This window comes from Amycolatopsis sp. NPDC051106 (assembly GCF_040682775.1).
Taxonomy (GTDB): domain Bacteria; phylum Actinomycetota; class Actinomycetes; order Mycobacteriales; family Pseudonocardiaceae; genus Amycolatopsis.
In genome coordinates, this window is sequence record NZ_JBFBBQ010000003.1 from 147,728 (window position 1) to 159,723 (window position 11,996).

General features: G+C 72.6%; 13 protein-coding genes and 1 pseudogene. 7 read left to right on the plus strand and 7 right to left on the minus strand.

Going from position 1 to position 11,996, the window contains the following annotated elements:
• Window positions 1-17: 17 nt before the first annotated feature.
• Window positions 18-890, minus strand: coding sequence for an SDR family oxidoreductase (locus tag AB0M83_RS03945; RefSeq protein WP_364512072.1), 873 nt, complete (start codon window positions 888-890; stop codon window positions 18-20).
• An 81-nt stretch (window positions 891-971) separates the two neighbouring features.
• Between AB0M83_RS03945 and AB0M83_RS03950 the strand changes: the two genes are divergently transcribed.
• Window positions 972-1,544, plus strand: coding sequence for a helix-turn-helix domain-containing protein (locus tag AB0M83_RS03950; RefSeq protein WP_364512075.1), 573 nt, complete (start codon window positions 972-974; stop codon window positions 1,542-1,544).
• 3 nt (window positions 1,545-1,547) lie between these two features.
• On the opposite strand, the gene AB0M83_RS03955 is transcribed toward AB0M83_RS03950, so the two are convergent.
• From AB0M83_RS03955 to AB0M83_RS03965, 3 genes are all read right to left on the minus strand, one after another.
• Window positions 1,548-1,841, minus strand: a complete 294-nt coding sequence (locus AB0M83_RS03955; RefSeq protein ID WP_364512078.1) for a hypothetical protein — start codon at window positions 1,839-1,841, stop codon at window positions 1,548-1,550.
• Window positions 1,842-1,863: 22 nt separating this feature from the next.
• Window positions 1,864-2,742 carry a hypothetical protein gene (locus AB0M83_RS03960; protein WP_364512081.1) on the minus strand — a complete coding sequence of 293 codons (879 nt, stop codon included), beginning with the start codon at window positions 2,740-2,742 and terminating at the stop codon, window positions 1,864-1,866.
• A gap of 131 nt (window positions 2,743-2,873) precedes the next feature.
• Window positions 2,874-3,860, minus strand: a complete 987-nt coding sequence (locus AB0M83_RS03965) for a winged helix-turn-helix domain-containing protein (RefSeq protein WP_364512084.1) — start codon at window positions 3,858-3,860, stop codon at window positions 2,874-2,876.
• A gap of 266 nt (window positions 3,861-4,126) precedes the next feature.
• Between AB0M83_RS03965 and AB0M83_RS03970 the strand changes: the two genes are divergently transcribed.
• On the plus strand, window positions 4,127-4,765 hold the full coding sequence (locus tag AB0M83_RS03970) for an RICIN domain-containing protein (protein WP_364512087.1): 639 nt from the start codon (window positions 4,127-4,129) through the stop codon (window positions 4,763-4,765).
• Between the two features lie 132 nt (window positions 4,766-4,897).
• On the opposite strand, the gene AB0M83_RS03975 is transcribed toward AB0M83_RS03970, so the two are convergent.
• Window positions 4,898-5,797 carry an ROK family protein gene (locus tag AB0M83_RS03975; RefSeq protein ID WP_364512364.1) on the minus strand — a complete coding sequence of 300 codons (900 nt, stop codon included), beginning with the start codon at window positions 5,795-5,797 and terminating at the stop codon, window positions 4,898-4,900.
• Between the two features lie 196 nt (window positions 5,798-5,993).
• Here AB0M83_RS03975 and AB0M83_RS03980 point away from each other — a divergent pair, with 196 nt between their 5' ends.
• The 3 genes from AB0M83_RS03980 to AB0M83_RS03990 are packed head-to-tail and all read left to right on the plus strand — an operon-like array spanning window position 5,994 to window position 7,484.
• Window positions 5,994-6,203: a CbtB-domain containing protein gene (locus AB0M83_RS03980; protein ID WP_364512090.1), complete on the plus strand. Its 210-nt coding sequence runs from the start codon at window positions 5,994-5,996 to the stop codon at window positions 6,201-6,203.
• 18 nt (window positions 6,204-6,221) lie between these two features.
• Entirely contained in the window at window positions 6,222-6,986 is a 765-nt protein-coding gene (locus AB0M83_RS03985; RefSeq protein ID WP_364512093.1) for a CbtA family protein, read from the plus strand.
• A gap of 42 nt (window positions 6,987-7,028) precedes the next feature.
• Entirely contained in the window at window positions 7,029-7,484 is a 456-nt protein-coding gene (locus AB0M83_RS03990) for a hypothetical protein (RefSeq protein WP_364512096.1), read from the plus strand.
• Here the strand turns inward: AB0M83_RS03990 and AB0M83_RS03995 are convergent.
• The gene (locus tag AB0M83_RS03995) at window positions 7,481-8,962 is read right to left on the minus strand and encodes a cobyric acid synthase (RefSeq protein WP_364512098.1); all 1,482 of its coding nucleotides are present in this window, start codon (window positions 8,960-8,962) and stop codon (window positions 7,481-7,483) included. The genes AB0M83_RS03990 and AB0M83_RS03995 overlap by 4 nt on opposite strands.
• 287 nt (window positions 8,963-9,249) lie before the next feature.
• A pseudogene (locus AB0M83_RS04000) lies at window positions 9,250-10,173 on the minus strand (cobalamin biosynthesis protein); the annotation flags it as partial.
• Between the two features lie 36 nt (window positions 10,174-10,209).
• Between AB0M83_RS04000 and cobU the strand changes: the two are divergent.
• On the plus strand, window positions 10,210-10,890 hold the full coding sequence (gene cobU / locus AB0M83_RS04005) for a bifunctional adenosylcobinamide kinase/adenosylcobinamide-phosphate guanylyltransferase (RefSeq protein ID WP_364512101.1): 681 nt from the start codon (window positions 10,210-10,212) through the stop codon (window positions 10,888-10,890).
• Between the two features lie 13 nt (window positions 10,891-10,903).
• Window positions 10,904-11,917 (plus strand): nicotinate-nucleotide--dimethylbenzimidazole phosphoribosyltransferase, encoded by a 1,014-nt coding sequence (gene cobT / locus AB0M83_RS04010; protein WP_364512104.1) that lies wholly within the window; start codon window positions 10,904-10,906, stop codon window positions 11,915-11,917.
• The last annotated feature ends 79 nt before the right edge of the window (window positions 11,918-11,996 follow it).

Here is an 11,996-nt window from a genome sequence, read left to right on the forward strand (position 1 = left end):
CCGGCGCTGTCCCACTTTCAGCCGTAGTAACCCTTTTCGAGGTCGTCCAGCAGCCCGGGGTGCGCCGGCTGCCAGCCGAGCAGCTCCCGGGTCAGTTCGGCGGACGCCGGCTGGTCGATCGCCAGGAGCGCGCCGAGGAAGCCGAGTTCGTCGGCTTCGACGGACGTGACCGGCAGGCCGAGCCGGCGGCCGACCACCTCCGCGACGTCGCGGATGGCCACGCCCTCGTCGCCCACCGCGTGCAGCACGGAACCCGCGGGCGCTTGCTCCAGCGTCAGGCGGAAGAGGTGGGCCGCGTCCAGGACGTGCACCGCCGGCCAGCGGGCCGTCCCGTCGCCGACGTAGGCCGCGATGCCCTTCTGCCGCCCCGCGTCGACGAGCCGCGCGATGAGCCCGTGGGCGTCCCCTTCGCCGTGCACCGAGCGCGGGAGCCGGACGAGGGACGCGCGGACGCCGCGGTCCGTCGTCGCGAGAACGGCGCGGGCGATGTCCGCCCGGCCGGCCACCGGGCCCCCGAAGACGGCTTCGTCCTGCTCGGTCGCCGCGCGCCCGGCCGTGAACGGCGTCCCCGAGGCGGCGACGAACGCCTTGCCGTCGAGCACGGCCGTCATGGCGTCGACGGCGGCCGCGTCGGTCCGGATCGCGGCGTCCATCCGGCTGAAGTCGTGGCCGAAGGCGAGGTGGACGACGCCGTCGACGTTTTCGGCTCCGGTTTTGAGCGTTTCGAGATCGGCCAGGTCGCCGCGGAGCACGTCGGCGCCCATCTTTTCGACGGCCGCCGCGGCCGCGTCCGATCGGGCGAGGCCGACGACCTGGTGGCCGGCGTCGAGCAGCTCGGGCACGAGGGCCGAGCCGATCCAGCCGTTCGCACCGGTGACGAAGACACGCATGAGAACCTCCCTGTGATGACACTTGGTGCCGTCAAGCTACCACGTCTGACGGCACCGGGTGTCATCGCTTAAGCTGGAGGCATGAGCCGCTGGGAGCCGAACGCACGCGAGCGGCTGGTGCGCGCCGCGGTGGAGTCGTTCCTCGAACGCGGCTACGACGAGGTGACGGTCGCGGAGATCACCGAGCGCGCCGGCCTGACCAAGCGGACGTTCTTCCGGCACTTCACCGACAAGCGCGAGGTGCTGTTCGCGGGCCAGGACATCCTGAGCCGCATCTTCGCGGAGGCGATCGCCGCCGCCCCCACCTCGGCGACCCCGATCGAGGCGATCTCGGCCGCGCTGACGGCCACCGAGACGGCGTTCGGCCCGGACCACCGCGAGTGGGCGCGCAAGGTCCAGACGGTCGTCGCGGGCCACACCGACCTGCGCGAGCGCGAACTGTTGAAAAAGGCCAAGCTCCGCGCCGCGATGGCCGACGCGCTGCGAGAGCGTGGCGTCCCCGACCCGGCGGCGAGCCTGGCCGCCGAGATCGGCGGGCTGGCGTTCACGACGGGCTTCGCCCGCTGGGTGGCCCCGGCGAACGAACGGGACTTCGGCGAAGTGGCCCGGGAAGCCCTGTCGGAACTCGTGGAGGCGACGGCCAAGCTCGGTTGAGCTTCACCGAGTCTGATCTTCGTTCTGCCGGTCGCCGGCCCGCTGGTCGTCGGTCTCGCGGCTCCTCGTGACGGCCTGCACCACGAGGTAGCCCGCGGCGGCGAAGGGGATCACGAAGATGATCCACGGGAAGGAGAAGGTCCCGCTCGTCTGGTTGGCGACGTAGATCGCGTAGCCGATCAGGAGAACTCCGCTGACGACGGCCCAGAACCGTTCGGACGCCTTGATCTTGGGCGCGAAGGCGACCCCGACCATGACGACGCCGCTGAGCAGGCTGAAAACTTCGTAGGCGCTCATGACAATTCCTTTCCTGGTGGGTTCAGCGGGGCAGGGTGCTGCCCTTGGGGCCGTGGCTGTGCGAAACGAGCTTGGCGAAGCAGTGGTCGGCGTCGAGGTGCTCGGCGACGCACCAGGCGTTGGCCTCGGCGCCGGAACCGAACGAGCGGCTCGCCACCGTGACCCAGAAGTCGCCCTTGGTGTAGCTCGTGTAGTCGCCGGACCAGAGCAGCAGGGCCGACGGGTACGACTGGCGGGTCGAGGTGAAGTCGGCCCAGATCGCGCGGTAGTCGTAGGTCCTTCCGTCCGCGACCAAGCCGTGGTTCTTCGACGACAGCTGCGGAACCCACTGACCCGCCAGGACTTCCACCTGGGTCCGGTCGGTGTCCACCTGCTGCCGGAGCGTGCTCTGGGCGGATGTCTCGTCGCCGGCCGAGGTCGTCGGTGCCGACGACGTCGGTGGCTCGGTGTAGGTGTACGGCACGGACGCCGTCGACGTCGTGGGCGTCGAATAGCCGTAGCTCCCGTAGCCGCCGTCCGCCCGGGTGCTGCCGCCGCCGGTGCCCGCGTAGCTCGTCGTCCCGATGCCGAGCGGGTGCCCGCAGACCTCCGCGGTCCCGGCCGTGGCGCGCTCCAGCTCGAAGCCGTTCGTCCGGTCGGCGTCGGAGATCCGCTCCAGCGCGGCGGCGTCCGCGCTCAGCCCGCCGCCCTGGTACCGGCCGGCCAGATCCCCCAGATCGCCGGCACTCGAGAAAACGGCGTTGTCGAACAACCCGCTCGAGGTCAGGAATTCCTGACCCAGTTCATCGAATTGGGTGCACAGCGCCCGCCGGTCGACCGGGCCGGTGGCACAGCCCGCGACCCCGATCACCCCGCTCACGATCGCGATCAGCACGACCGGCTGCCAACGTCCTGATTTCATTTCCGCCTCCCGCGTTCTCGGGGCGGATGTCGGCGGCCGCGGGAATTCCGCTACCGGGTCCGGCGGAACTGACGTGGAAATGACCGGTAACCGAATACGCGAAAGCGGGGCGAAAGGTGATTCGCCGCCGCTCAGCCGTCCAGGAGAGCGCTTCCCAGCGGGGTGAGCGAATGCAGCACGGTGTTGCGCTCGCGGTGCGTGATGATCAGCCCGGCGCGCCGCAGCACCGTGGTGTGCTTGCTGACCGCCGACGGCGTGACCCCCAGCCGCGCCGCCAGCTCGGACGTCGAGCAGCCCACCTCCAGGACCGTCAGCGCGGCCGCGCGGGTCGGGCCCAGCAGCTCCGCCAGCGCCTTGCCCGACGCCTTGCGCGCGCCACGCCCGAAGCCCGCGGGCGGCGCGGCCTGGCGGACGCACGGGTAGTGCAGCCGCGGCGTGCCGCCCGGGGCCGCGGGGACCAGGGCCGCGCACACCGAAAAGTACGTCGGCACCAGCAGCAGGCCGGTGCCCTCCGACGGGACCGTGCCCGGGATCCGGTCTTCGGTCTCCAGGATCGGCGCCTCCCAGCGCACCAGCGGGCGGAGGCCGGTCAGCAGCGCGTCGACACCGCCGTGGAGCAGCAGCTGCGTGCGCATCCCGAGGTCGGCGTCCACCTGGCCGGACACCGTGTCCCAGCCCGGGGCGAGCGCGAGCTCGTGGTATTCACGCATGGCCTGGACCAGCCGCGGAAGACCCGCGGTGTCGCCGTCCGCCAGCGCGGCGGCCCACGACGGCAGGTCGTGATCGGCCGGCGCCGTGCGCAACGCCGTCTTCAGGCTCACCGAATCGGTCTTGAGCACCGCCGTGAGCCCGGACTCCAGCTCGTAGCGCCCCGCCGCGGGCAGCAGGAACTCCGGGATCGGCGCGTCCGGCCGGCAGAGCCACATGAGCACCGCGGCCGAGTCGGGCAGGCTCTGCCACACGCGGTAGCGCCACCGGTTGAACGCCGCCGAAGCCGCCGCGCGGCCGCCGTCCCGCCGTTGCAGGACCTGCAGGCTCGCGGCGAGCTCGCCCATCGGATCGGCCGCGGCCGCGAGCCCGACGCGGACGAGGTCCCGCAACGTCAGCTCGATGCGCACGTGCTCCCCCTGGTGTCTGCCCGTCTATCGGCGCCGCATCCGTTCCGTTACACGCCTGACGTGCGTTCTGTCCCCTCGCGGAAATGACCTCGACGACGGCGGGAGCGCACTGAATGATGGTTTCGGAGACCGCTTTCGGGGGTTTGACGGTCTCGACGAGGGGGATTCGCCGGCACGTCCTCGCGCCGGGTCCACGGTGGCCCGGGGCCGGTTCGCGCCTGCCTTCTTCCTTCGTGACCACGGGTGAACCGACGAAAAGGGGAACGATGACGAAGATGAAGCGGCTGATGGTGACGGTCGCCGCGGCGGCGGGGCTGTTCGGCCTCGTGTCCGTCCCGCAGGCCGGCGCGGCGCCGGCTCCGGCCGAGGGGCAGGGAACCGCGGTTTCGGCGCTCGCCGGCGGGATCAAGCTGCGGCCGGCGAAGGTCGGTGCCGCGCACCGGTCCACCGCCGGGGTCGCGGGCGCGCAGGTCGCCGAGGCCGACGCCTACCTGATCGAGTCGGCCGCGTTCGGCCGTTGCTGGGACGGGGACCTGGGCACCATCGGCGCCAACGGCACGAAGATGCAGCTGTGGGACTGCGACGTGTACGCCGCGAACCAGGCGTTCTACATCACCCGCATCCCGGAGGGCTACCTGCGCTTCCAGAACGTGCAGAGCGGCCGGTACCTCGACGCCGACCTCGGCACGGCCGGCGCCAACGGCACCAAGATCCAGCTGTGGGACTACCGCGCCGGCGCCAAGAACCAGTGGTGGGCCGACACCGTGAACCCGGAGGGCTACCTGCGGCTGCAGAGCCCGCAGAACAACCGGTACCTGACCGGCGAGGGTTCGGTCGGCGCCAACGGCACGCGGCTGCAGCTGTGGGACTACATCGCCGGTGGCAAGTCGCAGTGGTGGTACTGAGCCACTTCCGGCCGAAGCACTGAGTCACTGAGGCACTGATCGGAAACGCGGGTCCCGGACAGGGCCCGCGTTTCCGTTGCCGGCGAACGGTTCCACGGGTGGGAAGAGCCGTTCACCGCGCGGGCCCGTGGCTCACCGCTCCACCAGGCGGTCCAAGGCCAGCAACCCCGCTCCCAGCCGCCCGGCCTCGTCGCCCAGCTTCGCGATCCGCAGCTCCGGCATCCGCTGGAACGTCAGGTGTGAAGCCAGCCACTCCCGCACCGGCTCCAGCACGTAGTCCGCCGCCGTGAACAACCCGCCTCCGAGGACGATCACCTCCGGCCCCAGCAGCGTCAGCAACGTGCGGATCCCGTGGCCCAGACCATCGAGCGCGTCCTGCACCACCGCCACGGCGACCTCGTCCCCGTGGCGGGCCCGCTCGACGACCTCGCGGGCGCCGTCGACCGCGCGGCCGGTGCGTTCGGTGTAGCGGCGGGCGATCGCCGCCGCCGAGGAAATCGCCTCCAGGCAGCCGATCGCGCCGCAGCCGCACTTGCCGGGGTGGCCGACGTCGATGTGCCCGACCTCGCCCGCCTGCCCGTGCGCGCGGTGGATCCGGCCGTCGAGCAGCAGCGCGGCCGCGATCCCGGTCCCGACCGGGATGAACGCCGCGTTCGTCGCGCCCTGCCCCGCGCCGACGCGGAACTCGGCGATGCCGCCCGCGGTGACGTCGTGCCCGAACGCCACCGGCAGCCCGAGCCGGTCTTCCAGCAGCTCGCCGAAGGGGACCTCGCGCCAGTCGAGGTTGGCCGAGAAATGGCAGACGCGGGTCTCCTCGTCCACGATCCCGGGCACGACGACGCCGACCGCGGCCGGCGCCCCGATACCGGCCTGCGAGGTCAACGCGGCCACGATGTCCGCGACCTGCGCGGCCAATGCCGTGCCGTCCGCGCTGCGCGCCGTCTCCGCGCGCAGCGCCGCCTGGGGCTGGAGCTGCTCGTCCAGCAACGCCGCCTTGATCGTCGTCCCGCCCACATCGAGGGCCGCCACCATTCGAGTCACCGCGGCATTGTCACATTGACGGAGCCCGAACGGCGGACCTACGCTCAACCGGCCAGACGAGGAGATTCCGGAACGCGGTGCAAGTCCGCGCGGTCGCGCCACTGTGACCCCCGCCAGGGGGAAGCCAGACCCGGATCCCTTCGTGCAGTCCCCGATGAGGCCGCGAAAGCCCGAGGAGGCCACGCTCATGTCCCACACGGCAGCTCCCGCCGTCCCGCTCCCGATCCGCATCCCGATCCGTGAGATCGTGCCGTGGGCGGTGTTCGTGGTGCTCCTCGCGCTGATCGCGCTGTACTTCGTCAGCGCCGAGCAAGGCGCGTTCGCGGTCTTCGCGAACAACTACGTCCACGAGTTCGTGCACGACGGCCGGCACCTGCTGGCCTTCCCCTGCCACTGAGCGGCGGCACGACCTCCCATGATGAAGACCCTGCTGGTCCGCGGCATGCTCGCGGGCCTGATCGCCGGCGTGCTCGCGTTCGGTTTCGCCTACGCCTTCGGCGAGCCGTCCGTCACCACCGCCATCGGCCTCGAAGAGTCCGGTGGCCACACCCATTCCCATTCCCACGACGCGGGCGCCACTCCCGCGCCGGCGGAAGAACCTGAAGAAGAGCTCGTCCCCAGGGACATCCAGAGCACCGTCGGGCTGCTCACCGGCGTCGTGGTCTACGGCGTCGCGATCGGCGGACTGCTCTCGCTCGCCTTCGCGTTCGCCCAGGGCCGCCTCGGCACCCTCCGCCCTCGCGTGACGGCGCTGCTGCTCACCGGCGGCGCGTTCGCCGTGGCGTTCCTGGTGCCGTTCCTGAAGTATCCGGCCAACCCGCCGGCGGTGGGCCAGCCGGGCACGATCGGCTCGCGCACCGAGCTGTACTTCGGGTTCGTCGCGGTGTCGCTGCTGGTGGGCATCCTCGCGACGGTGTCCGGCCGCAAGCTCGCGGACCGCTTCGGCGCCTGGAACGGCTTCCTCCTGGCCGCGGCGGGCTACCTCGTCGTGATCGGCGTGGTGGCCTGGCTGATGCCGGCGGTCGACGAGGTCCCGGCGGACTTCCCGGCCTCGACGCTGTGGAGCTTCCGCACGGCGTCGGTCGGCACCCAGGTGACGCTGTGGCTGGCGCTGGGCCTGGCGTTCGGCGCGCTTGCGGAGAAGTCGCTCACCAGGAAGGCCGCCGTCACCGCATCGTGACCTCGTGACCGGCAACCGTCCGGCCCCTTCAGGCGTGGTGCGGTGGACGACGAGGGGGCAACGGTGGCGAACCCGGCGACGATCCGGCTGACGATCAAGGTCGTGTTCATGACCTTGGCGCTCATGGCGCTCACGCCGATCGGGGCAGACTGGCTGACCTCGGTCGGCGTGGGCGAGTGGACGGCCGTCTGGGTGGTGGTCACCGTGCCTTTCGCGGTGCTGCTGATCGGTACTCTGTACTGGCTGCGCACCGGGAAGCGGTCGCCCTGGGCACAGTTCCTGCCGTATTGGGTGAGCGGTCCGGGGATCGTTCTCGGTTTGTGCGGCCTGGTCACCGGGGCGGCGTCGCGAGGGCACGTGTTCGTGCTGGTCTTCATGGCGGTCCCGGCCGCGATCGTCCTGCTGGGTCTCACCCGCGAAGTGCGTCGAGCGGACGCCCGGCTGCACCCGGACGTGGCGGCGAAGCCGGACAGCGGGCTCGAGGACCCGTTGCGCTAGGGCGCGCCGGGCGGGACGAACGGCAGGTCCTTCGGCGCGCCCAGCTCCAGGAGGGTGCGCAGGGCCGCCGTGTCCAGGTGCTCGCCGATCGCGTCGGCCAGCTTTTCCAGCATCTCCTCGCGGAGGTCGGCGAAGCCGGGCGCGTCCGCCGACGGCGTCCAGCCGACCCCGGCCTGGGCCGCCGCTTCCGTGAGCCACGCGCGGCGGAAGTCGTCGTTCTCGAAGGCGCCGTGCCACATCGTGCCCCAGACCGGGCCCTGGCGTACGCCGTCCAAAAAGGACTCCTGCGCCGATGCCATCGTCACCGAGCCGTGGTGGATCTCGTACGCGTCGACGCGGGTGCCGCGCCACTCCCCCGACGGGCGGGCGAGCACTTTCTCTTCGGCGAACGCGACCCGCGCCGGCAGCAGGCCGAGGCCCGGTACCGCGCCGGCCCCGGACTCGACGTCGTCCACAATGGACTCGGCGAGCATCTGGTAGCCGCCGCAGATGCCGAGCACGGGCCGGCCCGCCGCGGCGCGGGCGGCCACCGCCGTGTCGAGACCGCGGTCGCGCAGCCAGGCGAGGTCGGCCACGGTGGCGCGCGAGCCGGGCAGCACCACGACGTCCGCCGCCGCGACGGTGTCGGGGTCGGCCGTGAGCGTCACGGTGACGCCGGGTTCGGCGGCGAGGGCGTCGACGTCGGTGGCGTTGGACGCACGCGGGAAGCGCACGACGGCCACCGCCAGCCCCCGGCCGTGGGCCTCGCGGCGCCAGCCCGCGGCGGCGAGGGCGTCCTCGGAGTCGATCCAGACGCGGTCGAGCCACGGGAGCACGCCCAGCACCGGCCGGCCGGTCACCTTCTCGAGGCTGTCCAGGCCGGGCCGCAGCAGGCCGACGTCGCCGCGGAACTTGTTGACCACCCAGCCGGCGACGAGTGCCTGGTCCTCGGCGGAGAGCAGGGCGAGGGTGCCGAACATGGCGGCCAGGACACCCCCGCGGTCGATGTCGCCGACAACGAGCACGGGCAGCCCGAACCGCCGCGCGAGCCCCAGGTTGACGTAGTCGCCGCCGCGCAGGTTGATCTCGGCGGGACTGCCGGCGCCTTCGCAGACGACGACGTCGTAGCGGGAGCTGAGGTCTTCGTAGGCCGCGAAGGCGATCTCGGCGAGCCCGGCGCGGCCGGTGGCGTACTCGCCGGCTTCGAGGGTCCCGAAGGGTTTCCCGAGCGCGACGACGTGACTGCGCCGATCACTGCCGGGCTTGAGCAGCACAGGATTCATGGCGGCTTCGGGCTCGACCCGCGCGGCGCGCGCCTGCAGCCACTGGGCGCGCCCGATCTCGGCCCCGTCGGCGCAGACCATGGAGTTGTTGGACATGTTCTGCGCTTTGAAGGGGGCGACGCGGACGCCCTGGCGGGCAAGCCACCGGCAGACCCCGGCGGTGACGAGGCTCTTGCCTGCATCGGACGTCGTCCCGGCGATCAGGAGGCCGCTCATCGAGCAGTCCCCGCGGCGGCCACGACCGCGGATGCGGAACGGGTCACCAGCGTTCGCCCGCGGTCCGAACGTCGCGAATCCCAGCCGAGCGCACCCGCCCATCGACTTCGCCAGGTTCCCGTGCGCGCGGCGGTCTTCCACGGACGCCTCGGTGTCTTGAATGAGTCATTCAAGACCTGGGAGGTCCTGAATGACTCATTCAAGACACTCGGCGGTGCCATCGCGACCGTCACCGGCCGCGCCGCCCCGACTTTGCCGGGCCGCACCCAAGACAGGGCGGGGGCTGCCGCCCCGGCGGCCACCACCACCGCGGCCACCCCCACCAGCCGGGACAGCCGCACCGCTCTCCTCAGGTCGACCGGCTCCGGATCGCGTCCCTCACCCAGCCGTGCCCGGCTCTCCACTTCGCCGCCGTAGCTGTTCGTCCCGCCGAGGCGGATGTCCAGCGCCCCCGCGAACGCCGCCTCGACCTGGCCCGCGTTCGGGCTCGGGTGCTGCCCGCCGTCGCGGCGCCAGACCCGCCACGCGCCTCGCGTGCGGCCTCCCGCCAGCGGCGCGCACAACGCCGTGAGCGCCGCTCCGAGCCGCGACGGCACCAGGTTGGCCACGTCGTCGGCCCGCGCCGCGGCCCACCCGAAGCGGCGGTAGCGCGGTGACCGGTACCCGACCATCGCGTCGAGCGTGTTGAGCGCGCGGTAGCCGAGCAGCCCGGGCATCCCGGCGACCGCGCCCCAGAACAACGGCGCCACCACGGCGTCCGAGGTGTTCTCGGCGATCGACTCGGTCGCCGCGCGGGTCAGCTCGGCGGAGTCGAGCGTCGTCGCGTCGCGCGCGCAGAGGTGCGAGAGCCGTGTACGCGCCGAAGGTACTTCGCCCGCTTCGAGCAAGCGGGCCATTTCGGCGCCTTCGGCGGCGAGGCCGCGTCCGCCGAGCACTACCCACGTACACGTCGCAGTGAGCGCGAAGCGTGCGAAGGGACGTCGCCGTGTCGCCGTCTGAAGCGCGACGCCGAGGCCGACAGCACCGAAGGCGCACAACCCCGCGTACGCGGCTCCGCGCGGCTTCGAGTCCGTCCACAGGACGCGTTCGAGGCGCCCCGCCGCCGAACCGAAGAGCGCGACCGGGTGCCCCCGTCGGGGGTCGCCGAACAGGGTGTCGGCGACATATCCGGTCACGAGTCCGGCCGCGGTTGTCCCTAGACGGAGTGGCACGTGGCGCACGGTAGCGCGTGCACCACAATGCCGGGTATGACTGTGCCCAACGCCGCCTCCGCGGGAAAGAGAACGTCGGCGGAGCCCAACGCCTCTTCCACGGGCAAGAAACCGTCGGCGGGGCTGACGTCCCGGCTCGCCGGCTACCTCGAGACACTGGCACGCGCCCTTCGCCGGTACGGACGCGACGACAGCAAGGTGCTGGTCCTCGGTGGCGTCCGTTCGGGGAAGTCCCGGCACGCCGAGCGGCTCGCCGCCCACCACTCGCACCTCGTCTACGTCGCGCCCGGCCTTCCCGCGAGCGACGACGATCCCGAGTGGGCCGCGCGCGTGGCCGCGCACCAGGCGCGGCGGCCGGCGCACTGGAAGACCGTCGAGACCACGGACCTGGCGGGCACCCTCCGCAACGCGACCGAGCCGCTGCTGATCGACTGCCTCGGCACCTGGCTCTCCCGCGTGCTGGACGACGTCGGCGCGTGGCGGCAGAAGCCGGGCTGGGAGCACCGGCTGGACGACCGGCTCGAGGACTTCCTGGCCGCCTGGGCCGCGGCGCGCGTGCCGGTGATCGCGGTCAGCAACGAGGTCGGCAGCGGTGTGGTGCCCGCAACGTCGTCCGGACGGCTGTTCCGTGATGTGCTGGGCGCACTGAACAACCGGGTGTCCGCCGACGCCGACCGGGTCGTGCTGGTCGTCGCGGGCCGGGCGCTCGACCTGTAGCCAGGAGGCGCCCGTGTTCGACGTTCCCGTGCCCGACCCCGCCGCCCGCGCCGCCGCACTCGAGCGGCTCGACGGCCTGGTCAAGCCGCTCGGCGCGCTCGGCAGGCTGGAGGAGATCGCCGCCTGGCTCGCGGCGGCGCACGGGAGCGTGCCGCCGCGCCCGCTGGACGACGTCCGGGTGGTCGTCTTCGCGGGCGACCACGGCGTGTCGGCGCTCTCGGCGTACCCGCGCGAGGTGACCGCGGCGATGGTGCGGGTGTTCCTCGCCGGCAAGAGCGGCGTGAACGTCCTGGCGGCGCAGGTCGGCGCGAAGGTCCGGGTGGCCGACCTGGGCGTCGACTGGGACGGCGCGGACGTACCGGCGTCGGTCACGGCGCACAAGATCCGCCGCGGGTCGGGCTCGATCGACGTCGAGGACGCTTTGGCGCCGGGCGAGGCGCAGGCGGCGTTCGATGCCGGCCGGGCGATCACCCGGGAGGAAGCGGACGCGGACGTGCTGATCCCGGGCGACATGGGGATCGGCAACACGGCGATGTGCGCGGCGCTGGTGGCGGCCTCGCTCGGCCTGCCGGCGGCCGAGGTGGTCGGCACGGGAACGGGCGTCGACGCCGCGGGACTGGAGCGCAAGACGGCGGCGGTCGCGGCGGCGCTGGCGCGGACTTCGGGCCGGGTCGAGGACCCGTTCTCGCGTTTGACGGCTTTGGGCAGCGCGTGCGTGGCGGCGACGGCGGGGTTCCTGGTCGAGGCGGCGCTGCGGCGGATCCCGGTGCTGCTGGACGGGGTGTTCTCGGGCGCGGCGGCCCTGGTCGCGCGGGACATCGCACCGGGGGCGGAGCAGTGGTGGCTGGCCGGGCACCGGTCCACCGAGCCTTCGCAGGCGTTCGCGTTGAAAGCTCTGGGACTGGAGCCGATCTTGGACTTCGGGCTGCGGCTCGGCGAGGGGAGCGGCGCGGTCCAGGCGGTCCCGGCACTGCGGGCGGCGCGGGCGATCATCGCGGACATGGGCCTGCTGGCGGACCTGGCGTGAGCGGTGCGCGGGAGCGCCCCAATGTGGCGTTGGGTGCGTCAGACGCACCCAATGTGGCGTTCGGTGCGTGGGATGCACC

What these genes read in the sequence shown, in the direction of transcription:
- AB0M83_RS03945 (WP_364512072.1), bottom strand. Translation starts at nt 890, where the DNA reads ATGCGTGTCTTCGTCACCGGTGCGAACGGCTGGATCGGCTCGGCCCTC.
- AB0M83_RS03950 (WP_364512075.1), top strand. Translation starts at nt 972, where the DNA reads ATGAGCCGCTGGGAGCCGAACGCACGCGAGCGGCTGGTGCGCGCCGCG.
- AB0M83_RS03955 (WP_364512078.1), bottom strand. Translation starts at nt 1,841, where the DNA reads ATGAGCGCCTACGAAGTTTTCAGCCTGCTCAGCGGCGTCGTCATGGTC.
- AB0M83_RS03960 (WP_364512081.1), bottom strand. Translation starts at nt 2,742, where the DNA reads ATGAAATCAGGACGTTGGCAGCCGGTCGTGCTGATCGCGATCGTGAGC.
- AB0M83_RS03970 (WP_364512087.1), top strand. Translation starts at nt 4,127, where the DNA reads ATGACGAAGATGAAGCGGCTGATGGTGACGGTCGCCGCGGCGGCGGGG.
- AB0M83_RS03975 (WP_364512364.1), bottom strand. Translation starts at nt 5,797, where the DNA reads ATGGTGGCGGCCCTCGATGTGGGCGGGACGACGATCAAGGCGGCGTTG.
- AB0M83_RS03980 (WP_364512090.1), top strand. Translation starts at nt 5,994, where the DNA reads ATGTCCCACACGGCAGCTCCCGCCGTCCCGCTCCCGATCCGCATCCCG.
- AB0M83_RS03985 (WP_364512093.1), top strand. Translation starts at nt 6,222, where the DNA reads ATGATGAAGACCCTGCTGGTCCGCGGCATGCTCGCGGGCCTGATCGCC.
- AB0M83_RS03995 (WP_364512098.1), bottom strand. Translation starts at nt 8,962, where the DNA reads ATGAGCGGCCTCCTGATCGCCGGGACGACGTCCGATGCAGGCAAGAGC.
- cobU (WP_364512101.1), top strand. Translation starts at nt 10,210, where the DNA reads ATGACTGTGCCCAACGCCGCCTCCGCGGGAAAGAGAACGTCGGCGGAG.